Source organism: Pseudarthrobacter sp. P1, assembly GCF_050156935.1.
Classification (GTDB): domain Bacteria; phylum Actinomycetota; class Actinomycetes; order Actinomycetales; family Micrococcaceae; genus Specibacter.
Genome location: NZ_CP189584.1, coordinates 2845777 through 2866099, shown reverse-complemented (window position 1 = coordinate 2866099; position 20323 = coordinate 2845777). Strand labels below are relative to the sequence as shown.

The 20323-nt window shown below is 67.2% G+C and carries 23 protein-coding genes; 17 read left to right on the top strand and 6 right to left on the bottom strand.

Annotated elements, in window-relative coordinates:
* Positions 1-6 precede the first annotated feature (6 nt).
* From ACQCSX_RS13565 to ACQCSX_RS13550, 4 genes are all read left to right on the top strand, one after another.
* Positions 7-1215 (top strand): sensor histidine kinase, encoded by a 1209-nt coding sequence (locus ACQCSX_RS13565; protein ID WP_427015831.1) that lies wholly within the window; start codon positions 7-9, stop codon positions 1213-1215.
* Complete coding sequence (locus ACQCSX_RS13560; RefSeq protein WP_427015830.1) at positions 1212-1910, top strand: response regulator; 699 nt, start codon at positions 1212-1214, stop codon at positions 1908-1910. Before ACQCSX_RS13565 ends, ACQCSX_RS13560 begins: the two co-directional genes overlap by 4 nt.
* 187 nt (positions 1911-2097) lie before the next feature.
* Entirely contained in the window at positions 2098-3375 is a 1278-nt protein-coding gene (locus tag ACQCSX_RS13555; RefSeq protein WP_427015829.1) for a M18 family aminopeptidase, read from the top strand.
* A 92-nt stretch (positions 3376-3467) separates the two neighbouring features.
* The gene (locus tag ACQCSX_RS13550) at positions 3468-4337 is read left to right on the top strand and encodes an intradiol ring-cleavage dioxygenase (RefSeq protein ID WP_427015828.1); all 870 of its coding nucleotides are present in this window, start codon (positions 3468-3470) and stop codon (positions 4335-4337) included.
* Between the two features lie 25 nt (positions 4338-4362).
* On the opposite strand, the gene ACQCSX_RS13545 is transcribed toward ACQCSX_RS13550, so the two are convergent.
* Positions 4363-5028 (bottom strand): DUF1345 domain-containing protein, encoded by a 666-nt coding sequence (locus ACQCSX_RS13545; protein ID WP_427015827.1) that lies wholly within the window; start codon positions 5026-5028, stop codon positions 4363-4365.
* Positions 5029-5076: 48 nt separating this feature from the next.
* Positions 5077-5439 (bottom strand): cupin domain-containing protein, encoded by a 363-nt coding sequence (locus tag ACQCSX_RS13540; RefSeq protein ID WP_427015826.1) that lies wholly within the window; start codon positions 5437-5439, stop codon positions 5077-5079.
* Between the two features lie 374 nt (positions 5440-5813).
* Here ACQCSX_RS13540 and ACQCSX_RS13535 point away from each other — a divergent pair, with 374 nt between their 5' ends.
* The 5 genes from ACQCSX_RS13535 (at position 5814) to rplI (ending at position 8210) form a co-directional block, all read left to right on the top strand.
* On the top strand, positions 5814-6269 hold the full coding sequence (locus ACQCSX_RS13535; protein WP_427015825.1) for a DUF6328 family protein: 456 nt from the start codon (positions 5814-5816) through the stop codon (positions 6267-6269).
* 218 nt (positions 6270-6487) lie between these two features.
* Positions 6488-6793 (top strand): 30S ribosomal protein S6, encoded by a 306-nt coding sequence (gene rpsF, locus ACQCSX_RS13530; RefSeq protein WP_026556325.1) that lies wholly within the window; start codon positions 6488-6490, stop codon positions 6791-6793.
* 57 nt (positions 6794-6850) lie between these two features.
* Positions 6851-7417, top strand: coding sequence for a single-stranded DNA-binding protein (locus ACQCSX_RS13525; RefSeq protein ID WP_427015824.1), 567 nt, complete (start codon positions 6851-6853; stop codon positions 7415-7417).
* 86 nt (positions 7418-7503) lie between these two features.
* Complete coding sequence (gene rpsR / locus ACQCSX_RS13520) at positions 7504-7743, top strand: 30S ribosomal protein S18 (protein ID WP_003800144.1); 240 nt, start codon at positions 7504-7506, stop codon at positions 7741-7743.
* A gap of 14 nt (positions 7744-7757) precedes the next feature.
* The gene (rplI, locus tag ACQCSX_RS13515; RefSeq protein WP_427015823.1) at positions 7758-8210 is read left to right on the top strand and encodes a 50S ribosomal protein L9; all 453 of its coding nucleotides are present in this window, start codon (positions 7758-7760) and stop codon (positions 8208-8210) included.
* 201 nt (positions 8211-8411) lie between these two features.
* Here rplI and ACQCSX_RS13510 read toward each other — a convergent pair whose 3' ends face one another.
* Both ACQCSX_RS13510 and ACQCSX_RS13505 read right to left on the bottom strand, forming a co-directional pair.
* The gene (locus tag ACQCSX_RS13510; protein WP_427015822.1) at positions 8412-8813 is read right to left on the bottom strand and encodes a DUF1801 domain-containing protein; all 402 of its coding nucleotides are present in this window, start codon (positions 8811-8813) and stop codon (positions 8412-8414) included.
* Between the two features lie 2 nt (positions 8814-8815).
* Positions 8816-9262 carry a hypothetical protein gene (locus ACQCSX_RS13505; protein ID WP_427015821.1) on the bottom strand — a complete coding sequence of 149 codons (447 nt, stop codon included), beginning with the start codon at positions 9260-9262 and terminating at the stop codon, positions 8816-8818.
* Between the two features lie 871 nt (positions 9263-10133).
* Here ACQCSX_RS13505 and dnaB point away from each other — a divergent pair.
* The gene (gene dnaB, locus ACQCSX_RS13500) at positions 10134-11516 is read left to right on the top strand and encodes a replicative DNA helicase (protein WP_427015820.1); all 1383 of its coding nucleotides are present in this window, start codon (positions 10134-10136) and stop codon (positions 11514-11516) included.
* Between the two features lie 5 nt (positions 11517-11521).
* Here dnaB and ACQCSX_RS13495 read toward each other — a convergent pair whose 3' ends face one another.
* Complete coding sequence (locus tag ACQCSX_RS13495; RefSeq protein ID WP_427015819.1) at positions 11522-12472, bottom strand: DMT family transporter; 951 nt, start codon at positions 12470-12472, stop codon at positions 11522-11524.
* Positions 12473-12585: 113 nt separating this feature from the next.
* Between ACQCSX_RS13495 and ACQCSX_RS13490 the strand changes: the two genes are divergently transcribed.
* The 4 genes from ACQCSX_RS13490 to ACQCSX_RS13475 all read left to right on the top strand — a co-directional run bounded on the left by ACQCSX_RS13490 (position 12586) and on the right by ACQCSX_RS13475 (position 15924).
* A complete protein-coding gene (locus ACQCSX_RS13490; protein ID WP_427015818.1) occupies positions 12586-13515 on the top strand; it encodes a LysR family transcriptional regulator in 930 nt (309 codons plus the stop codon).
* Positions 13516-13521: 6 nt separating this feature from the next.
* The gene (locus tag ACQCSX_RS13485) at positions 13522-14850 is read left to right on the top strand and encodes an MATE family efflux transporter (RefSeq protein WP_427015817.1); all 1329 of its coding nucleotides are present in this window, start codon (positions 13522-13524) and stop codon (positions 14848-14850) included.
* 20 nt (positions 14851-14870) lie between these two features.
* On the top strand, positions 14871-15470 hold the full coding sequence (locus ACQCSX_RS13480; protein WP_427019121.1) for a hypothetical protein: 600 nt from the start codon (positions 14871-14873) through the stop codon (positions 15468-15470).
* Between the two features lie 109 nt (positions 15471-15579).
* Positions 15580-15924, top strand: a complete 345-nt coding sequence (locus tag ACQCSX_RS13475) for a hypothetical protein (RefSeq protein ID WP_427015816.1) — start codon at positions 15580-15582, stop codon at positions 15922-15924.
* Between the two features lie 25 nt (positions 15925-15949).
* Here ACQCSX_RS13475 and ACQCSX_RS13470 read toward each other — a convergent pair whose 3' ends face one another.
* Entirely contained in the window at positions 15950-16948 is a 999-nt protein-coding gene (locus ACQCSX_RS13470) for an N-acetylglucosamine kinase (RefSeq protein WP_427015815.1), read from the bottom strand.
* Between the two features lie 93 nt (positions 16949-17041).
* Here ACQCSX_RS13470 and ACQCSX_RS13465 point away from each other — a divergent pair, with 93 nt between their 5' ends.
* The 3 genes from ACQCSX_RS13465 (at position 17042) to ngcE (ending at position 20253) form a co-directional block, all read left to right on the top strand.
* Entirely contained in the window at positions 17042-18016 is a 975-nt protein-coding gene (locus tag ACQCSX_RS13465) for a MurR/RpiR family transcriptional regulator (protein ID WP_427015814.1), read from the top strand.
* Complete coding sequence (locus tag ACQCSX_RS13460) at positions 18009-18764, top strand: sugar isomerase domain-containing protein (protein WP_427015813.1); 756 nt, start codon at positions 18009-18011, stop codon at positions 18762-18764. Before ACQCSX_RS13465 ends, ACQCSX_RS13460 begins: the two co-directional genes overlap by 8 nt.
* A 76-nt stretch (positions 18765-18840) precedes the next feature.
* Positions 18841-20253, top strand: coding sequence for an N-acetylglucosamine/diacetylchitobiose ABC transporter substrate-binding protein (gene ngcE, locus ACQCSX_RS13455; RefSeq protein WP_427015812.1), 1413 nt, complete (start codon positions 18841-18843; stop codon positions 20251-20253).
* Positions 20254-20323: the final 70 nt, after the last annotated feature.

Here is a 20323-nt window from a genome sequence, read left to right as displayed (position 1 = left end):
CACGTCATGGACTTGTCCGTAGCGGCCATCTACCTGCTGGTGTCGCTGCCCAGCGCGCTGCCACCCCTTCTCGCGGGCCAATACCTCCATCCGGCCCTGATCCTGCTCTCCGCGGCGCTGCTGATGGTCCGCCGGCACCGGCCAGTGGCGATGACAGTGGCCCTGGCCATCATCGAAACCGTCCTGCTGGCCGTGGAGCCCTATTCCAGCAATGCCTCGCTGAGCCTGTGGTTTGCCCTCTATGCGGTGGCCGTCCAGCGCCGGGTCGTGCCGAGCTTTGCCATGGCCGGGGCGGTCAGCGTCCCGCTGGTGGTGATCTTGCTGTTCTTCTTCCGGATGCCGGCGCAGTCCCTGGCGGACGGGCTGCCGGGCCAGAAGGCCACGGGCATCATCTCCTCCGTCGTCATTGTGCTGGCGAACGTGGTGGCCACCGGGATTGGCGTCAGCGTGCACCGCAACCGGGACCACGAGGCGCAGCTGCGCACCTGGGCCGAGCGGAACGCCAAGCTGGCCTCCGTCGCGGAACGGAACCGGATCGCCCGCGAGATGCACGACGTCGTGGCCCACTCCCTGACGGTGATGGTGGCACTCTCGGACGGGGCCGCCGTCGTCGTCAAACGCGACCCCGACCGGGCCGGGACAGTGCTGGAGGAACTCTCCCGCACCGGCCGGACGGCGCTGGCGGACATGCGCCGCGTGCTGGGCGTGCTGCGCCAGGAGGGCAGCCTGGCGAACGCCGCGCTTGAGCCGTTGCCCGGCGGCGGCGGGATCGACGCGCTGCTGGCCGGCTTCCGCCGCGCCGGGCTGCCGCTGCACCTCACCCAGACCGGACCGCCGCTGCCGCGCGATCCCGCCTTTGCCCTCACCGTCTACCGGATCCTCCAGGAATCCCTGACCAATGCGCTGCGCTACGGCCGCTCCGCCGGCCGGGTTGGCGTGGAGATCGAGCACCGCGAACAGCCCGGCGGCACCAGCCGTGTGGTGCTCAGGATTGCCGACGACGGCCGCGGTACCGCGGCCGGCGATCTCCTGCCCCGGCCCCAGGGAACGGGCCAGGGCATTCCGGGCATGAAGGAACGGGCCGGCATCTACGCCGGCACCGTCACCGCCGGGCCCGGCCCGCACGGCGGCTGGGTGGTGGAGGCTATCCTCAACCCCGCGGCCCAGTGCCCACGGACAACAGCCAGCACCGAACCAGCAAAGGACGCCACATGACCGCGCCGCCCGTAGACGAAACCCGGATCAAGGTCATGCTGGTGGATGACCAATCGCTGCTGCGGATGGGGTTCGCCCTGATCCTCGACGGCGAGGACGACATCGATGTGGTGGGGGAGGCCTCCGACGGTGCGGAAGCCGTCCGGATGGTGGAGCGGCTGCAGCCCGACGTGGTGTTGATGGACGTGCGCATGCCGGTGATGGACGGCATCCAGGCCACCCGCACCATCACGTCCGCCGGTGCGGCGGCGCGGATCATCATCCTGACCACCTTCGACCTGGACGAGTACGCCTTTGCCGGCCTGCAGGCCGGCGCCAGCGCCTTCCTGCTCAAGGACGTGGCGCCCGAGGAGCTGGTCCGGGCGATCCGGCTGGTGAACTCGGGCGACGCCGTCGTGGCGCCGCGGATCACGCAGCGGCTGCTGGAAAACTTTGTCCGCTCTTCGCCCGAACGCCCGGCGGTGCCCCGCGACCCGCTGCTGGAGGACCTCACGCCCCGCGAGCTCGAGGTCCTGGAGACCCTGGCCCAGGGGCACTCCAACGCCGAGATCGCCCACCAGCTCTTCCTCTCCGAGGCGACGGTCAAGACGCATGTGCGGCGGATCCTGACCAAGCTGCACCTGCGCGACAGGGTGCAGGCGGTGGTCTACGCCTACGAGACGGGGCTGGTCACACCCAGCAACCCGGACTTCTGACCCGCCGGGTTTCGGCAAGCTCAACCACCGGAACCGCTGGTCGAGCGAAGCCGAGGCCTCCGCGGCCGACGGCGCGCCCCGGGGACACCCCCGGGCCCACCGGATTTCGGCTCCCGTTCGCCAGCCACCCTAACCTCGCTTCGCTCCGCTCAACCCCCGTGCCGCGCCCGTCTGGTTGAATCGGTGTATGACTGCCGAGCACATCCAGGACCTGGCCGCCTTTGCGGGCGCATCGCCGTCGAGCTTCCACGCCGCAGCGGAGGCCGGCCGCCGGCTCGCCGACGCCGGATTCACCCGGCTGGAGGAATCCGCCGCATGGCCCGCCGGGGCGGGGAAGCACTTCGTCATCCGCGACGGCGCGATCATCGCCTGGATCGTGCCGGAATCGGCCACCGCCACCACGGGGTTCAACATCCTGGGCGCCCACACGGATTCGCCCTCCTTCAAGCTCAAGCCCAAGCCCACCACCGGGCGCTTCGGCTGGCTGCAGGCCGGCGTGGAGGTCTATGGCGGGCCGCTGCTGAACTCGTGGCTGGACCGCGAACTGCAGCTCGCCGGCCGCCTGGTCGCCACGGACGGCACCGAAACCCTGGTGGCCACCGGTCCGCTGCTGCGCTTCCCGCAGCTGGCCATCCACCTGGACCGGGCGGTGAATGACGGGCTCACGCTGGACAAGCAGCACCACATGAACCCGGTCTGGGGCCAAGGCATCCCCGCGGAGTCCGATCTGCTGGGCCTGCTGGCCACCCGGGCCGGCGTGGCGCCGGAATCGGTGGGCGGTTTCGACATCGTGGTGGCCGATACCCAGCCGGGCGCCGTCTTTGGCGCGGCGGGGGAGTTCTTCGCCTGCGGCCGGCTGGACAACCTGTCCTCCGTGCACGCCGGGCTGGCGGCGCTGCTGGCCGTGGCCGCGGGCCCCGGCAACCTGCCCGCGATCTCCGTGCTGGCCGCTTTTGACCACGAGGAGGTGGGCAGCGCCTCCCGCTCCGGCGCCTGTGGGCCGCTGCTGGAGGATATCCTGGTGCGCATTTCCGACGGTCTGGGTGCCTCGGACAGCGACCGGCGCCGGGCCTTTGCGAAGTCCTTCTGCGTCTCCGCCGACGCCGGCCATGCCGTCCACCCGAACTACCCGGACCGGCACGATCCGGCCAACCTGCCGGTGCTCAACGGCGGCCCGCTGCTGAAGATCAACGCCAACCAGCGCTACGCCACCGACGCCACAGGCGCGGCCGTCTGGGCCCGGCTTTGCGCGGCCGCAGGCGTTCCGTACCAGGAGTTTGTCTCCAACAACGACGTCCCCTGCGGATCCACGATTGGCCCGTTGACGGCCACCCGGCTGGGCATCCGCACCGTGGACGTGGGCGTGCCGCTGCTCTCCATGCACTCCGCCCGCGAACTCTGCGGCGTCAAGGACCCGGCCCACCTGGCCCGTGCCACCGAGGAGTTTTTCCGCACAGCTGTCTAGCCAAACCCGGGCGGCGCGGCATCCAGCCAACACACAGCGGGGGAACGGATGTCGCACAGTCTGCGCACAGGCGGCACCGATTGTCTTGGGGGATGAACACTTCACCACACCCCAACCATGACCGCGGACTTGAGTTCGATCTGAACACGCTGCTGACCCGGCGCCGGACGTTGGGCCTGTTCCTGGGCGCCGGAGCCGCGGCCTCGCTGGCGGCCTGTGCGCCCGCCGGCAGCACGGCGGCGAGCTCCAGCACGGCGGCGGCAACGGCGTCGTCGTCGGCCAGCGCCACCGCCGGAACCACGGCGTCGGCCACCGTCACACGCGCCATTGCCGAGTGCGGCGCGGTGGACACTCCCGAGGAGACGGCCGGCCCCTATCCGGGCGACGGCTCCAACGGCCCCGACGCGCTGACCGCCTCCGGCGTCGTGCGCCGCGACATCACGGCCAGTTTTGGCACCTCAAGCACCAAGGCGGAGGGTGTCCCGCTCACCGTCACGCTGAACCTGCTGGACAACGCCAACGGCTGCAAACACCTCCCCGGGGCTGCCGTGTACCTCTGGCATGCCACCAAGGACGGCGAATACTCCCTCTACGACCTGCCCGGGGAGAATTTCCTGCGCGGCGTCCAGGAAGCGGACGAGTCCGGCCAGGTCACCTTCACCTCGATCTTCCCCGGCGCCTACAACGGCCGCTGGCCGCACATCCACTTCGAGGTGTTCGAGAACATGTCCAACGCCACCAGCGCCGGGCAGATCCTGCGGACATCGCAGATCGCCATGACCGAAGCCACCTGCAACGAGGTGTACGCCACGGCCGGCTACGAGAGCAGCGCGCAGAACTTCCCCAACACCCCGCTGGCGCAGGACAACGTCTTCGGCGACGACGGCGGCATCTACCAGCTGGCCACGATGTCCGGTTCCGCCGGGGCGGGCTACACGGCGGCGCTGAACGTCACCATCTAGGGTTGCGCCAGCGTGGCGGCCCGGCCTACTGGGCCAGGCTGACCACCAGGTTGATGGTGGTGGCCAGGATGCCCGTGCCGAAGACGAACGCCAGCAGGCTGTGCCGCAGCGCCGCCGAGCGCATGGCACGCGTCTCGATGTTGGTGTCCGAGACCTGGTAGGTCATGCCCAGGCTGAAGGACATGTAGGCGAAATCGGTGTACTGCGGGAGCTCGTCCTGGTTGAAGTTGATCCCGCCCACCTCTGGTCCGGTGTAGTAGACCTCCGCATAGCGCAGGGTGAAGAGCGTGTGCACCATCAGCCAGGACATGGCCGTGGTGCCCAGAGCCAAGCCCGCCAGCAGGAACTTCTGCCCACCGGTGGCACCTGCACCGCCCACCATGACCAGCACGACGGCGGCCAGTGAACCCAGCGCCGCTGCCAGGATCAACAGATCCGAGGTGCTCCGGCGCTGGTCTTCCTGGACCGCATGTGCCTGCGTCGCCGTGTTGTCCATCCGGGCGATGGCCAGCCACACCCAGGCGTTGTAGATCAGCGCCGCCACGGCCCACCCCACCGCCGGCGCGTAGAGCCACGCTCCGCCCAGACCTGCCAGGGCGGCCGCCGCCACGCCGGCCACCAGCATGGCGGCCCAGCGCAGGCGGGCATGGACGGCACGGCGGCTGCGTGGGGCGCGAGTTGAATCGTTCATGGCCCGGTCATGCCACGGGCCGGGATGCTGGTGGCCGGCTCTGGTGGATCACCGCTTGGCGTAGTCGGTGAATCCCTGCCAGTCGATCACGACACAGGGTTCGTCGCCGACGATCCAGGCGTCGTGCCCGGGTGCAATGATGCCGAAGTCGCCGGGCCCGAACTCGACCTCTTCGCCGTCGTCCATGACAACGTTCATCCGGCCGGAGATGAAATAGCCCATGTGGGCGGCCTGGCAGCTGTCCGTCTTGGCGATCGGCTTCACGTGCTCCGACCACCGCCAGCCCGGCAGGAAGGTCGCACGGCCAACAGCGCCGTCCGCCACGTTCACCAGCTGAAGCTGGCCGGTGTCTCCCTCGAAGGGTCGGGTCTCCTCGGGTGAATCGAAGCTCTTGCGGATAAGACCTGACATCTCAACCTCACTTTTGTCGATACTGCTCGCTGCTCGGGATGCGTCCCGAATCGCCTGGTGCCGCGCCGCCTGCCGCAGGTGCACTCTGTCCACCAAGGCTGCGCTGTTCAACCCCCGCCCGGGCGGTCTGGCCTCAACGCCGATGGGGGCCGGCCCGCAATCGTGTGGGTGTTTTTCGGGCCATTATGGACCCGCAATGGCGCTGGACAACAGTGATCCCCGCCGATACTACAAACAGTACGCCGCTGTCCGCGGGACGGATACGGCGGCCTCCGGCCGGCCTCGAACGAGCCTCGGATGAGGGGAATCCGGTCCAGGCAGATCCCCAACCGGATGCAGCACCGGCGGGATTGGTTGTCTGCCATAAAGAGTCGATGGACGACGATGAAGACTCCGAGGTCCAAGACAGGCAGCTCGATGAACTTTCGGGCGAGCTGCGGACCATCGTTCCCGGGGTGACGGTACTGTTCGCTTTCCTGCTCACCGTCCCCTTCTCGGAACGGTTCGCTGAATTGCAGGCGGTGGACCACGAGGTATACATGGTGTCCCTGCTCTCGGCCGGAGGCTCTCTGGTGCTCCTGCTGGGGGAGAGCGCCTACCATAGCCTGCGCGGAAAACCCTATGACAAGGGCCTGCTGATCCGAACGGCGACACGGCAGGCCGTCGCGGGGCTCGCCCTGCTGCTTGTATCGCTCACCTCTGCGGTCTGGTACGTGACCGAAGCCGTCTTCCCCGGGGAGTTGGCATTTGCCACCGCGGGAGGCCTGTTTGCGCTGGGGCTTGGCACGTGGCTGGTCCTGCCGTTGGTCCGGCGATGGCGCAATCGCTGAGCCGCGAGGAGGCATGGGCGGGAGCTGCAACAGCACGGCACCCGGCCCGCGACGGCGGCCCGCGCCCGGGCCGCCGTCGTCCATACGGTAAGATAGATAAGTCTGTGCTGGCACCGGCCCGCGATTCCTTTTGCGGTCCACCGTCCGCAGACACCGCAAATGAACCTCCTGTTACGGAAAGACCGTAGCCGCTTAGCCCAAAGGAGGTGGGTTCACATATGCGTCCTTATGAATTGATGGTAATCATCGACCCCGATGTCGAAGAGCGTACCGTTGAGCCGTCGCTTCAGAAGTTCCTGAACGTCATCACGACCGATGGTGGAACCATCGAAAAGGTTGACATCTGGGGCCGTCGCCGACTGGCTTACGACATCAAGAAGAAGTCCGAAGGTATCTACGCCGTGGTGAACTTCACCGCTGAGCCTGCTACCGCCCAGGAGCTTGACCGCCAGCTTGGTCTGAACGAGACCATCCTGCGCACCAAGATCATCCGTCCGGAAGACCAGAAGGTTGTTGCCGAGTAATCTCGGCAACAACTTTCTGAAGCTTTCACCCGTAGGAACACAAGGAAGCAGGAGCAGATGGCAGGCGAAACCACTATCACTGTCATTGGTAATCTCACCAATGACCCCGAACTCCGGTTCACACCGAGCGGTTCAGCAGTAGCGAATTTCACCATCGCATCCACCCCGCGCACCTTTGACCGCCAGTCCAATGAGTGGAAGGACGGCGAAACGCTGTTCCTCCGCGCATCCATCTGGCGCGAAGCGGCCGAGAACGTGGCGGAGTCCCTGACCAAGGGAACCCGCGTCATCGTCTCCGGCCGGCTCAAGTCGCGTACCTATGACACCAAAGAAGGCGAAAAGCGCACCGTCATGGAGCTTGAGGTCGACGAGATCGGCCCCTCGCTGCGCTACGCCAACGCCAAGGTCAACCGCACCCCCCGCTCCGGCGGCGGCGGTGGCGGCAACTTCGGCGGCGGCACCGGTGGCAATGCTGGTGGTTTCGGTGGCAACTCCGGCGGAGGAAACTCCGGTTGGGGCGGCGGCCAGACCCAGTCCAGCCCTGCAGAGGACCCGTGGGCAACGCCCTCTGGTGGTTCGCAGGGTTGGGGCGCCGGCCCGGATTCGTCCGAGCCTCCCTTCTAAAAAACATCATTTGTGCGGCAACCGCCGTGCACACACCATCCCGCGGATTAATATCCACGGGCTCCACGATATTAAGGAGCTCCACGATGGCTAAGGCTGAACTCCGTAAGCCCAAACCAAAGTCCAACCCCTTGAAGGCCGCTGACATCACCGTCATCGACTACAAGGACGTAGCATTGCTGCGCAAGTTCATCTCTGACCGTGGAAAGATCCGTGCACGTCGTGTCACGGGTGTCACCGTTCAGGAGCAGCGCAAGATCGCCCAGGCAATCAAGAATGCCCGCGAAGTTGCACTGCTGCCCTACTCCGGCGCTGGCCGCGGTTAAGGGAGAGAAAACACATGGCAAAGCTCATTTTGACCCACGAAGTTACCGGTCTCGGTACTGCTGGTGACGTTGTTGAGGTGAAGAACGGTTACGCACGTAACTACCTTCTGCCCCGCGGCTTCGCCCTGACCTGGACGAAGGGTGGCGAGAAGCAGGTTGAGTCCATCAAGGCTGCCCGCGCCGCTCGCGAGCACGCTTCCGTTGAGGCTGCTCAGACCCAGGCCGCCGCTCTGACCGCAAAGCCGGTCAAGCTGGTTGTCAAGGCTGGCGAGACCGGCCGCCTGTTCGGCACCGTCAAGGTTGCCGACATTGCTGCCGCCGTTGAGGCTGCAGGACTGGGCACCATTGACAAGCGCAAGGTTGAACTGCCTGCACACATCAAGAGCACCGGCTCCTACACCGCAATCGTGCGTCTGCACGACGACGTGTCGGCAACCATCGTTCTGGACGTTGTAGCAAGCAAGTAATCCAAGAGGCTCCGGACGAGCTTGCGAGTCTGGAGTGGATTAGTTGCGTAAGTAGTCCTTAGCAAATACGAAGGGCCTCCACCGTTGCGGTGGGGGCCCTTTGTTTTGCCCACGGCCTGCCCGCGCGAACCGGCATTTGTGGCCAGTCGGGTGGCCCAACACTGGCCACAAATGCCGGTTCGCGGACGTTCGGCGGTGGGCCTAGGGGTTGTGGAAGCGTTCGAAGCCCTCGCGGATGAGCCGCTCGAGCTCGGCAGGGTCGACGTCGGACAGCCTGGTGATGTACACGCAGGACACTCCGCGTTTGAACTTGCCCAGGCGCGTCAGATCCGCGCCTTCGAAGAGCAGTCCGTAGAGGACCAGGCTGGTCTTGCGGGGTGAAAATCCGACGGCGAAGGTGTCGCCCTCCCGCCCGGATTCGTAGGCGTAGTGGTGGTGCCCGAAGCCAAGCATGGATGGACCCCACATGGTGGCGGGCTGCCCCGAGATCTCTTCCATGATTTCAAGCAGCACCAGGGCGTCGTTGCGGCGCACCGCCGGCTCCACGCCGGCGATGAACTCCCGGGGCGGCACAGCCGTGGCCACCGTCTTGTTTTCGGCCATGCTCACAGCCTATCCACGAAGTTCTTGGCCTCGGACAGGCCCATGTTGGTGTATTTGCGCAGCAGTGCGATGGCCTGGATCTTCTGCCCGCCGCGGAGCATGCCCTGGACCTGCAGGAGCAGGGCGGGGTCGATGCCGCCCGTCTGCGGGGCGGCGTTCTGTCCGTGCGCCGGGAGGTTCTGGCCGTGCGTGGCATTCTGCCCCTGCGCAGGGGTGCTGCGGAAGGCGCTGCTGTCCGAGTAGCCCGTCCGGCCGGCGGGGTGCGCCGCCCGGCGCGAGGCCAATGCCTGGGCCTGTGCGGCGGTGCTGGCGGCCGAGCGGCGCGCCAGCTCCTGCTGGTACCTGTCGGCGTCGCTCATCCCACGGGACGAGGAGCCGCCCGACGTGGCGGCCCACCGCAGCAGTGCAAATCCTACGACGGCCACAATGGCAACGATGATCCAGTCCATACCCTGAGCTTAGGCCACCGGCAGGCCGCGGAGAATGGTGTGCGGCGCGGCGCGGCCGGCCAATTGTCCGGGCGGGTTGGGACCGGATCTGGAGGCCTAAACATCCGATCTGTGGTGTGGGCAAATTCATGCACTTGATTAATCTCATCCGTTCGTCAATCCACAATTTCGCTGTGCCTCGGCCCTACCCTTCGGGGTGTCATGGCCTATTGGCTTTTTCGCAGACATTCATCTGACCAATGGAGCTGGCGTCCAGGCGTGGATGGCTGCCGGTGCCGGCCTCGGGTCCGGCGCGGCGCCGGCCGCGGTGCGCGCCGCCGCCCCGCTTCCGCCCCGCTTCCGCCCCGCTTCCGCCCTGCGTGCCCCCTGCGTGCCCCTGCGTGGCCCGCGGCGCCTGGGCGTGCGGCGTCCGGACGAACCATGCCGGAGGGGATCTGCGCCACATCCACAGGCTGGACCGCCCGCTGTGGATATCCCCCGCGGTATAGCTGTTTGGTGCTCCTGTCAACCTGGTGGAAGGGGCGGATTTTCCCCTGTCTGTGGATGAAAAATAGTTGAAAACTTCTTTTCTTCCACAGCCTGTGTGGAGCGTTTGCGCAGGTCAGAGGGTGGTTGTGGACTTTTACACAAAGATATCCACAACCTTCTCCCCAGCCTGTGCACAAGACACGCCGCGTTGTTCACACGTTATCCACAGGGGCGGTGGACAACGGGGTTGGTGGGGGAGGATCCGTGGCATAACGTAGCAGCATCCCCCAGTGAACCGGCGCGATGTCGGTGCCTGCTGGTAGGACAGAAGCAGCAACTCAGGTGGACCGCTCCGCGGCACACCACAGGCACGCACCGCGGCCAGGAAAGTGGGCACAACACCATGTCAGCGCCAGCAGAAACGGCAGGACACTCGCGAGAGTCGGACTTTGCCCGCACCCCGCCGCAGGATTTGGTGGCGGAACAGAGCGTCCTCGGCGGCATGATGCTCTCCAAGGACGCCATCGCCGACGTCGTGGAGGTGTTGCGAGGCAACGACTTCTACCGCCCCTCGCACGAGGCCATCTACGAGGCCATCCTTGACCTCTACGGCCGCGGCGAGCCGGCCGACGCCGTCACCGTGGCAGATGAGCTGACCAAGCGCCAGGAAATCGCCAAGGTGGGCGGCCCGGCCTATCTGCACCAGCTGATCCAGTCCGTCCCCACCGCGGCGAACGCCGGCTTCTACGCCGAGATCGTCTCCGAGCGCGCCGTGCTGCGCCGCCTGGTCACCGCCGGCACCAAGATCGTCCAGATGGGCTACGCCAACGACGGCGAGGTCGAGGACATTGTCAACGCCGCCCAGGCGGAGATCTTCAAAGTGGCCGAGCGCCGCACCTCCGAGGACTATGTGGCGTTGAAGGACGTCATGGAATCCACCGTGGACGAGATCGAGGCCTCCGGCCACCGCGGCCAGGGGATGACGGGTGTCCCCACCGGCTTCTATGAATTCGACGAGCTCACCAACGGTCTGCACCCCGGCCAGATGATCGTCATCGCCGCCCGCCCCGCCGTCGGAAAGTCCACCTTTGCGCTGGACTGGGCCCGCTCGGCGGCCATCAAGCACAACATGGCCACGGTGATCTTCTCGCTGGAAATGGGCCGCAACGAGCTCGCGATGCGCCTGCTCTCGGCCGAGGCCACCATCAGCCTGCAGGACCTGCGCAAGGGAACCGTCAAGGACGACCAGTGGTCCAAGATCGCCACCACCATGGGCCGGATGAATGATGCCCCGCTGTTCATTGACGACAGCCCCAACATGTCCCTGATGGAGATCCGGGCCAAATGCCGCCGTCTGAAGCAGCAGCACGACCTCAAACTGGTGGTGCTCGACTACCTCCAGCTGATGTCCTCCGGCAAGAAGGTGGAGTCGCGCCAGCAGGAAGTCTCCGAGTTCTCCCGTGCCCTCAAGCTGCTGGCCAAGGAACTCCAGGTCCCCGTGGTGGCGCTGTCCCAGCTGAACCGTGGATCCGAACAGCGCACGGACAAGAAGCCCATGGTCTCCGACCTCCGCGAATCCGGTTCCATCGAGCAGGATGCCGATATGGTCATCCTGCTGCACCGCGAGGACATCTACGACAAGGAATCCCCGCGCGCCGGCGAGGCCGACGTCATTGTGGCCAAGCACCGAAACGGTCCCACCAAGACCCTGGTGGTGGGCTTCCAGGGCCACTACTCGCGCTTCTCCAACATGGCCGCCGATTCCACTGCCGGCGGCGGCTACTAGCCCAACTATGTAGCAGTTATGCCACTCACCGGTGAGTGGCATAACTGCGACTCAGTTGGGCCGGCGGTGCGCTGGCGGAACTTCGCCTCGATGCGCTGGCCCGCGTAGCCCGCAGCGACGATGAGCGCCGCTCCAAAAGTGGAAATCCAGCCCAGCCGTTCCCCCGCCACCAGCAACCCAGTGGCCACCGCCCAGACGGGCTCCGTGCCCATCAACAGGCTGGCCCGGGAGGCCGAGGTGCGCCGCACGGCCCACAGCTGCGCCAGGAAGGCGAACACGCTGCACGCCAGGCCCAGGTAGAGGGCCCAACCCCACTGTGCCGGGCTAAAAGCGGCGACGGCGGCCACCGATCCCGCCGGGTCAAGGGCCAAAGCGAGCACCGCGCACACCACGCTCTGGAGGAACGTCACCGTCACCGAACTGTAGGGCTTGTCCCGGGTCAGGGCGCCGAGCAGCGTTACATGCACGGCCCGCACGGCCGCCGCCGCCAGCATCAGCAGGTCCCCGGCGTTCGGCACCCGGAAGCCCTGGGGCGAGACCAGCAGCGCCACCCCCACCACGGAAACGACGGCGGCCGCGAAGAAACCGGGCGGCAGCCAGCGGCGCTGGGCAGCCGAGTCCACCAGCGGGGTGAAAATGACAGCCAGCGAGATGATCAGCCCGGCGTTGGTGGCCTGTGTCTGCGCCACCCCTGCCGTCTCCAGCAGCAGCACGGCTGCCTGGGTCAGGCCCAGCAGCACGCCGGCGGCGAGTTCGGCCCGGCCCGGCAGCCGTCGGACCCGCCAGAACCACAGGCCGCCAAGCGCCACGCTGGCGATGCCGAAGCGGACCGCCAAGACCGCCGGAACGGAGGCCTCCTCGGTCAGCTCCTTGGCGGCCAGATAGCTGGACCCCCACACAATGGCCACGCCCAGCAATGCCATATCCACGCCGAAGCGGGTCCAGAAAGTCTTCACCACTCCAGTCTTTGCTGGTAGAAACAACAGGACAAGATACCTATTTGATGTCCATTCCATTAGCTTGAGGTCATGTATTTGCTTGGAGTGCCTGTGCGCGGCGGAGACCGCCCATGATGGAACTGGGGCAGTTGCGCGCACTGCGCGAGCTCAGCGAGCGGGGCAGCATTGCCGCGGCCGCAAGGGCACTGCACGTCACGCCGTCGTCCATTTCCCAGCAGCTCAGCGCCCTGGCGCGGCGGGCCGGCACCCCGCTGACCTTCCGGGATGGACGCCGCACGGCGCTCACCCCCGCCGGGCTGGCCTTGGCGCGGGCCGCCGTCGGTGTCGAGGTGGCGATGGAACGGGCCGAGTCGGCGGTGGGGAGCTTTCGGCACGATGCCCGCGCCCAGGTGCGGGTGGCCGCCTTCCACAGCGCCGGGCTGGCGCTTTTCCGCCGGTTGGCGGCGGAATTTGTGCACGACGGCGGTCCGCAGTTGATGCTTGGCGACGCCGATGTGGCGCAACAGGACTTCCCGTCGTTGGTGGCCGACTATGACCTGGTGCTGGCGCACAGGTTGCCCAACAGCCCTCCGTGGCCGGACTCGGTGGCAGTGGTGCCGTTGGCGTTCGAGCCGCTGGACATCGCCCTGGCGCGGAGCCACCCGCTGGCGGCCAAACAGACCCTCGTGCCGGCGGACCTGCGCGGGGTGGAATGGGTGGCGGTGCGCCAGGGCTTCCCGCTGCAGGGCGCCATCGAGCTCATCCAGACGCTGGCGGGGGAAGAAGCGGTGGTGCGGCACCGGATCAACGAGTTCTTTGTCGCGGCGTCGCTGGTGGAGGGTGGCGGACTGGCCGCGCTGGTTCCGCGCTACACCGTGGCCCGCCAGTTGTTCCCGGCACTGGTCCTGCGCCCGCTGGCTGCCCCCGTGTTGGGGCGGCGCATCGACATCCTGGCCCGGCCGGAGGCCTTGGAGCGCGGCGGCGTGGCGCAGGTGGTGGCGGCGCTGCGGACCATCATGGCCGCCGTCATTGCCGAAACTGAACCCCACCCGCGCCGCTAGGGTTGGATGGTGCCCAAACAACCCCTTGCCCGCCAGATACTGGCGCTGGCCCTGCCCGCCTTCGGTGCCCTCATTGCCGAGCCGATGTTCCTGCTGGCGGACTCGGCCATAGTGGGCCACCTTGGCGTGGACCAGCTGGCCGGCGTCGGCCTGGCCGCCACCGTGCTGCAGAGCGCCGTCGGCCTGATGGTCTTCCTGGCCTATTCGACCACCCCGGCCGTAGCGCGGCTGGTGGGTGCGGGGCGGCGGTCGGATGCGCTGGCCGCCGGGCGCGACGGGCTCTGGCTCGCCGTCGTGCTCGGCGCGGTCCTGACGGTGGCCGGGTTTCTGGCCGCCGGCCCGCTGCTGCACGGCATGGGTGCCCGCGGCGCCGTGCTGGACTACGCGGAACAGTACCTGCGGATCAGCACCGCCGGCATCCCGGCCCTGCTGGTGGTCCTGGCCGCCACCGGCGTGCTGCGCGGACTGCAGGACACCAGAACCCCGCTGCTGGTGGCCGGTGCTGGTTTCACGGCAAACATCGCGCTGAACTTTGGCCTCGTCTACGGACTGGGGCTCTCCGTCGCGGGGTCGGCGTTGGGCACGGTCCTGGCGCAGTGGGCCATGGCCGCTGTCTACCTGGTGATGGTGGCCCGCGCCGCCCGCGCGCAGGGGGTGGGGTTGCGTCCGCATTGGGCCGGCGTGCGGGCCCTTTCCCGGGTGGGCAGCGCTCTGATGCTGCGCACGCTGAGCCTGCGCGTGGCGATCCTGGCCACGGTGCTGGTGGCCACCGCCCAGGGCCCGCTGAACCTGGCCGCGCACCAGCTGGCCATGACCATCTTCACCTTCCTCGCCTTCGCCCTGGATGCCCTGGCCATCGCCGCCCAGGCACTCATCGGCAAGGAACTTGGTGCCGGCAACACCGCGGCAGTGCGGGAGCTTACCCGGACCATGGTCATCTGGGGGCTGGGCTTTGGCGTGCTCACCGGTGCAGTGCTGGCGGCCGCGGCGCCTTTCATCGGCTGGATCTTCAGCACCGATCCGGGGGTGCACGCGGCGTTGACGCCGGCGCTGCTGGTGATGGCCGCCGCGCAACCGGTGGCGGGCTTTGTCTTTGTGCTCGACGGCGTGCTCATCGGGGCCGGCGACGCGCGGTACCTGGCGCTGGCCGGGCTGGCCAACCTGGCGGCATATCTGCCGCTGCTGCTCTGGGTGGCGCACGCCCAGCCGGGGGATGTGCCGGCGGGATTGGGCTGGCTGTGGGTGGCCTTTGGTGCAGGCTACATGGCAGCGCGGGCGCTGACCCTGGGACTGCGCGTCCGCACCGGACGCTGGATCCGGACGGGCGCACACTGAGCGCACCCTAAACTGGAGGGGTGAGTGAACACGCCGTACCCCGTCCCGCCTCCACCGCGCCCGCCAGCCCGGCCGATGCCACCTTGTGGCTGCCCGTGCTGCTGCGCGCGGTAGTGGCCCTGGCCTTCGGTGCCGCCACCGTCTTCTGGGGTGCCCCCAGTGCCGCCGGCATGGCCGCCCTGGCCGGCACAGGCTTTGTCCTGCTGGCCGCCGCCCAGTTCTTCCTGCTCCGCCGCCTGGCGCTGCCGGGCACCAGCGCCCCGGCATTGGCGCTGGCCGTGCCCGCCGCGCACCTGGCCGTGGCCGGCGTCGTCATTGCCGTGGCCGGCTCCGAGCCGCTGTTTGGCTGGTACGGCGCGGTGTCGCTGGCCCTGCTGGGCCTGGGCGAACTCTACGCCGGGCTGGTCCGCAAGGGCCGCAGCGTGCTGGCCCGCGACTGGACCATCTCCGGCGTGGTGCTCCTGGGCACCGCTGCGGTGCTGCCGTTCGTCATCGGCGGCGGCGCCCATGCGCTGCTGGGCGTCAGTGGCGGAGGAGCGCTGGTCACCGGTGCACTGTGGCTGCTCGCCGCCCTGACCATCCGGCACGACGCCGGTGCCGCGGCAAAGGCCGTAAACTAGACGGTAGAGGTTCTACGTTGCGTAGAACCAATGTCCGGCGATCCAGGCCGGCCGCGGGGATGGACCCGCACGAATGATGCCGCACCAGCGGCCAACCAGGAGGAAGAACGTGGCCAACCCAACACCGCAGAAGTCTGGCGGACCCAAGACTTCGGTCAAGGCCCCCCTGATGTTCTCCACCGTGCTGGCCCTCGTCGCCGGCGTCGTCACCCTGATCACCTCCACCGGCGGCACCAGCCACCAGCCGCGCTGGGATCTGGCCTCCATCGCCTTCGGCATCGCCTTCGTGGTCGCCCTCGTGGTGTCCGCCATGCTGTCCATGAGCCACAAGGAAAACGCCCCGCACCTGGGCCAGGGCTCCGGAGTCAACCTCACCTCGGCCGAGCGCCTCGCGCAGCAGCAGGAGAAGGACCGCCAGGCCAAGACCGACGGCGGCGGCCCGGCCTCCGCCTGATCCACCCAGCCAGCGCTGCCCCGGGCTACCGCAGGGTGGCCAGGCTGGCCGATATCCGGGCGTGCACATCCGCATCCACGGGAATGCCCGAACGCTGCAGGGCGACGACGGCGGCCCCCACCATGCCGTCCTCCGCGGGGGTTGCGGTTGCCGCCCCTCCGGCACTGCCCGGCAGCGGGCCAACCGCCGCCAGCACCGCCGTGGCCACCGCCGAGCCCCTGGTGAGCACGCTGCCGGCAAAGACCAGCGGCCCGCAGACCGCGGGGTCCAACACCGCGGCCAGGGTCCGCGCCAGCGCCGCTGCGGCCCGGTCCAGGATCTCCGCCGCCACCGCATCGCCCGTGGGGGCAAACGCCAGCGGGGCAAACCTGCTCAACTCCACCGGCCGCAGTGCGTAGACGGCGTTCATGAGCGCCTGCTGGGCGAGCGAACGGCCGTCCCGGCGTTCCCCGGTTTCCCCGGAAACCCCCACCTCGTGGAGCAGCAGCGCCGTCAAGGCCGTGGGCGCCCCGCGTCCATCCAGTGCGGCCACCACGGCACGGACCACCTCGCGGCCCAGCCAGAATCCCGACCCTTCGTCGCCCAAAAGCCAGCCCGCGCCGTCGCCCACGGCGTCCAGCCTGCCGCCCTTGATGCGCGCGCCCACGGCCCCGGTTCCGGCAACCAGCGCATAGCCATTGTCATGAAATGTCCCGGAATAAAAGCCTGCCAAAAGATCAGATTCAATCACTAGGTCACCGGCGAGGCCGACCGTGGCAAGGCGTTCTTGAAAGAGATGTGCATGGGTTTGGACCGATGCGCCGGCCATCGCAACCGCCGCGCCGGCCAGCGCCGCTGCGCCTCCGGGCACACCCTGCTGCGCCTTCTCGGCCGCTTCGCCCAGGGATGCCAAAGCCGCATGGATGCCGCTGGATATGGGGTTTCCTGTGCCCGATCGGCCGTAGCCGAGGCAGCGTCCGGAGGCGTCCACAATGACCGCCCGGGTGGAGGTTCCGCCGGCGTCGATCGCGAGAAATCTTTGCATCGTTACCATTCCGTGCCTGAAGTGTGACTTGACTAACACTGGGTATGAGAATAGTTTTCATACACCAGCCCGAATCAAGAAACGGATTTTCACATGACGAGCACCACCACCCCCTTTGCAGCAGGCGCTGCCGTCGGCGTGGTGAACCGTATCCAGGCCAAGCTACCCGAGATGCCTACCGCAATGGCGAAGATCGGAACCTTCCTCCTCCAGCACCCGCAGGCACCCTTGCAGCTGTCCATCATGGAGCTGGGCGAGAAGACCGGAACCTCTCCGGCCACCGTGACCCGCTTCTGCCGGCTCCTGGGCTACGCCGGCTACGTTCCCTTCCGCGTCAGCATTGCCACCGACCTTGGACGCAGCGATGCCCGCGAGTCCTGGAAGGCCGACATCGGCCGCTCCTTCGGCCCCGACGACTCGCCGCGCGACGTGCTCAGCACCCTCGTCAGCGCGCACACCCGCTCGCTGGAAGAGACGGCGGCCATCATGGACCTGGCCCTGATGAACAAGATTGCCCGCCGCCTGGCCCTGTGCTCGCATGTGGACATTTACGGCATCGGGGGCAGCGCCGTCATGGCCATGGAGCTCCAATCCCGTCTCTACCGCATTGGTGTGAACTCGCATTACTGGTCCGAGGTGCACGCCGGCCTGACCAGTGCCGCCATCCAGGACAGCAACTGCGTGGCCATCGGCATCTCGAACACCGGCCGGACCGAGGAGACCATCCAGATGCTCCGCCAGGCCGGCGCGGCGGGTGCGCTTACCATCGCGTTGAGCAACAACCCGGGCTCGCCACTGGCCGAGGCCGCCGACTTGCAGATCATCACCAGTGTCCACGAGCAGTTCCTGCAGCCGGACGACCTCTCGGCCAAGCACGTGCAGCTGCTGGTCCTGGACCTGATCTACCTGCTGGTGGCCCAGGTCAACTTCGCCCAGACCACCGCCAAACTGGCCTCCTCCGCCATGGCCGTGGCGCCGCACCGGCGCCCCACCCGGGCCGAGGTCCGCGCGGACAACGCCGCGAGCGGTGTGCCCACGGGAATGAGCCGGAGGAAGAACCATGTCTGAGTCCATCGCCGGCTTCCACTCCGAGGTCGCCTCGCGCCTTGAGGCGCTGGCCACCGAGGCGCGCAATGGCGCCCTGGCCGCCGCGGTGGACGCCCTGGCCGCCTCGATCTCGGCCGGAGGAGTGGTGCATGCGTTTGGCACCGGCCACTCCGAGGCCTTTGCGATGGAAATCGCGGGCCGCGCCGGCGGGCTGATCCCGACCAACAAGATCGCCCTGCGCGATGTCGTGCTGCGCGGGCGCCGCGACGCCGCCATCCTCGCCGGCTCCTCGCTGGAACGCGACCCCTCCGTCGTCGACGAACTTTTCGACCTGTCCCCGGTCCACCCGGGCGACGTGTTCATCATTGCCTCCAACTCCGGCGTCAACGGCTCCATTGTGGGCCTGGCGCTGCGGGCGAAGGCCGCCGGCCACACCGTGATTGCCGTCACCAGCCTGGAACACACCAATGCCGTCGACGCAAAGCATCCAAGTGGCGTGCGTCTCAGTGAAGTTGCGGATATTGTTATCGATAACAAGGCGCCGTTTGGCGACACCACCCTGGAAGTTTCCGGCGGGGGAGGTGTCGGGGCCGTGTCATCCATCACCGGTGCGTTCATCGCGCAGCTGTTGACGATTGAGACGGTCCACCGCCTTGCCAGTGCCGGGGAGAAGCCGCCCATCTATGTTTCTGCAAACATTCCGGGCGGCGACGAGCACAACAGGGCTCTTGAAGACCTTTACGGGGACAGAATCAGGCGCGATGCCTGATGCACCACCAGCAGTACGGCAACAAAGAAGGCAGTACCGATTCAATTCGCACCATCAATGGAAGGCAGTACTAAGAATGAGCATTCAGAACAAACCTCTGGAACGTCGCGGCTTCCTGCGCGGCGTCCTGGCCACCGCTGTACTTGTTCCCGTGGGCGGCGCCCTGGCTTCATGTGCCGGTGGCGGCAGCGCTACTCCGTCGGCCGCTGCCGGTGGCACCGTTTCTGACGCCAACCCGTTCGGCATGGCCGACAGCTCGACCATCGACGCCGTCATCTTCAAGGGTGGCTACGGCATCGACTACGTCGAGTACGCCGGCAAGCTGCTGGAGAAGAACCACTCCGGTACCACTGCCAAGATCGCCCCGTCGACGGACATCGCCCAGGAACTGCAGCCGCGCTTCGTTGGTGGCAACCCGCCGGACCTGATCGACAACTCTGGTGCCAAGGCCATCGGCTTCTCCACCATCTTGGACCAGCTCGAAGACCTCTCCAGCGTCGTGGCCGCCAAGAACCTCGAAGGCACCTCCATCAAGGACTCCCTGTACGCCGGCGTGCTGGCTCCGGGCACCTTCGACGGCAAGCTGGCTGCACTGAACTACGTGCTGACCGTCTACGCAATGTGGCACTCCGCGTCCCTGTTCGAGGAGAACGGCTGGACCGTTCCCAAGACCTGGGATGAGGCCTACGAGCTGGGCGTCAAGGCGAAGGAAAAGGGCAAGTACCTGTTCGTATGGGGCATGGAAGCCGCCACGTACTACCAGGAAATGGCCATCGCCTCCGCCATCAAGGAAGGCGGCGACGACGTCCGCCTCGGCCTGGAGAACCTCAAAGCCGATGCCTGGTCCCACCCGGCCCTGCAGTCCGTGTTCGCCGGCATTAAGAAGATCGTCGACGCCGGCTTCTTCAAGCCCGGTGGTTCCGGCACCAAGTTCACTGCCGCACAGGCACAGTGGAGCAACAACCAGGATGCTCTGCTGTACCCGTCCGGTTCGTGGATCGAGAACGAGATGAAGGACCAGACCAAGGCTGGCTTCAAGATGACTGGTGCACCGGTTCCGACCGCAACCACCGGCTCCAAGCTGCCCTTCGAAGGCCTGCACTCCGCCTCGGGCGAGCCGTTCATCATCCCCTCCGGCGGCAAGAACGTTGCCGGCGGCAAGGAGCTGCTGCGCACCATGCTCTCCAAGGATGCCGCAACCAACTTCGCCAAGACCAAGCTGGCTCCGACCATCGTCAAGGGCACCGTCCCGGCCGATGGCTTCGGCTCCACCGCTCTGGTCTCCCAGACCAAGCTTCTGGATGGCGCCGGTTCCAACATCTTCACCTGGAACTTCATTGACCTTTACGGTATGAACAAGGACCAGCTGGTTGTCTGGAACACCTTCCTGGATGGCAAGAGCGACGTCGCCACCCTGACCGGGGATCTGCAGAAGATCACGGACAAGGTCCGTAACGATAGCTCCGTTAAGAAGATTGAAGTGAAGTGACCCAACTCAGCAACGAAGTGAAGTCGGGCAGCGGCCTCCCCGCCGCTGCCCGGCGTCGCCGGATAAACCT

Excerpts from the sequence above, each read along its gene's own strand:
- ACQCSX_RS13565 (WP_427015831.1), top strand. The coding sequence starts at position 7 with ATGGACTTGTCCGTAGCGGCCATCTACCTGCTGGTGTCGCTGCCCAGC.
- ACQCSX_RS13560 (WP_427015830.1), top strand. The coding sequence starts at position 1,212 with ATGACCGCGCCGCCCGTAGACGAAACCCGGATCAAGGTCATGCTGGTG.
- ACQCSX_RS13555 (WP_427015829.1), top strand. The coding sequence starts at position 2,098 with ATGACTGCCGAGCACATCCAGGACCTGGCCGCCTTTGCGGGCGCATCG.
- ACQCSX_RS13550 (WP_427015828.1), top strand. The coding sequence starts at position 3,468 with ATGAACACTTCACCACACCCCAACCATGACCGCGGACTTGAGTTCGAT.
- ACQCSX_RS13545 (WP_427015827.1), bottom strand. The coding sequence starts at position 5,028 with ATGAACGATTCAACTCGCGCCCCACGCAGCCGCCGTGCCGTCCATGCC.
- ACQCSX_RS13540 (WP_427015826.1), bottom strand. The coding sequence starts at position 5,439 with ATGTCAGGTCTTATCCGCAAGAGCTTCGATTCACCCGAGGAGACCCGA.
- ACQCSX_RS13535 (WP_427015825.1), top strand. The coding sequence starts at position 5,814 with ATGGACGACGATGAAGACTCCGAGGTCCAAGACAGGCAGCTCGATGAA.
- rpsF (WP_026556325.1), top strand. The coding sequence starts at position 6,488 with ATGCGTCCTTATGAATTGATGGTAATCATCGACCCCGATGTCGAAGAG.
- ACQCSX_RS13525 (WP_427015824.1), top strand. The coding sequence starts at position 6,851 with ATGGCAGGCGAAACCACTATCACTGTCATTGGTAATCTCACCAATGAC.
- rpsR (WP_003800144.1), top strand. The coding sequence starts at position 7,504 with ATGGCTAAGGCTGAACTCCGTAAGCCCAAACCAAAGTCCAACCCCTTG.
- rplI (WP_427015823.1), top strand. The coding sequence starts at position 7,758 with ATGGCAAAGCTCATTTTGACCCACGAAGTTACCGGTCTCGGTACTGCT.
- ACQCSX_RS13510 (WP_427015822.1), bottom strand. The coding sequence starts at position 8,813 with ATGGCCGAAAACAAGACGGTGGCCACGGCTGTGCCGCCCCGGGAGTTC.
- ACQCSX_RS13505 (WP_427015821.1), bottom strand. The coding sequence starts at position 9,262 with ATGGACTGGATCATCGTTGCCATTGTGGCCGTCGTAGGATTTGCACTG.
- dnaB (WP_427015820.1), top strand. The coding sequence starts at position 10,134 with ATGTCAGCGCCAGCAGAAACGGCAGGACACTCGCGAGAGTCGGACTTT.
- ACQCSX_RS13490 (WP_427015818.1), top strand. The coding sequence starts at position 12,586 with ATGATGGAACTGGGGCAGTTGCGCGCACTGCGCGAGCTCAGCGAGCGG.
- ACQCSX_RS13485 (WP_427015817.1), top strand. The coding sequence starts at position 13,522 with ATGGTGCCCAAACAACCCCTTGCCCGCCAGATACTGGCGCTGGCCCTG.
- ACQCSX_RS13470 (WP_427015815.1), bottom strand. The coding sequence starts at position 16,948 with ATGCAAAGATTTCTCGCGATCGACGCCGGCGGAACCTCCACCCGGGCG.
- ACQCSX_RS13465 (WP_427015814.1), top strand. The coding sequence starts at position 17,042 with ATGACGAGCACCACCACCCCCTTTGCAGCAGGCGCTGCCGTCGGCGTG.
- ACQCSX_RS13460 (WP_427015813.1), top strand. The coding sequence starts at position 18,009 with ATGTCTGAGTCCATCGCCGGCTTCCACTCCGAGGTCGCCTCGCGCCTT.
- ngcE (WP_427015812.1), top strand. The coding sequence starts at position 18,841 with ATGAGCATTCAGAACAAACCTCTGGAACGTCGCGGCTTCCTGCGCGGC.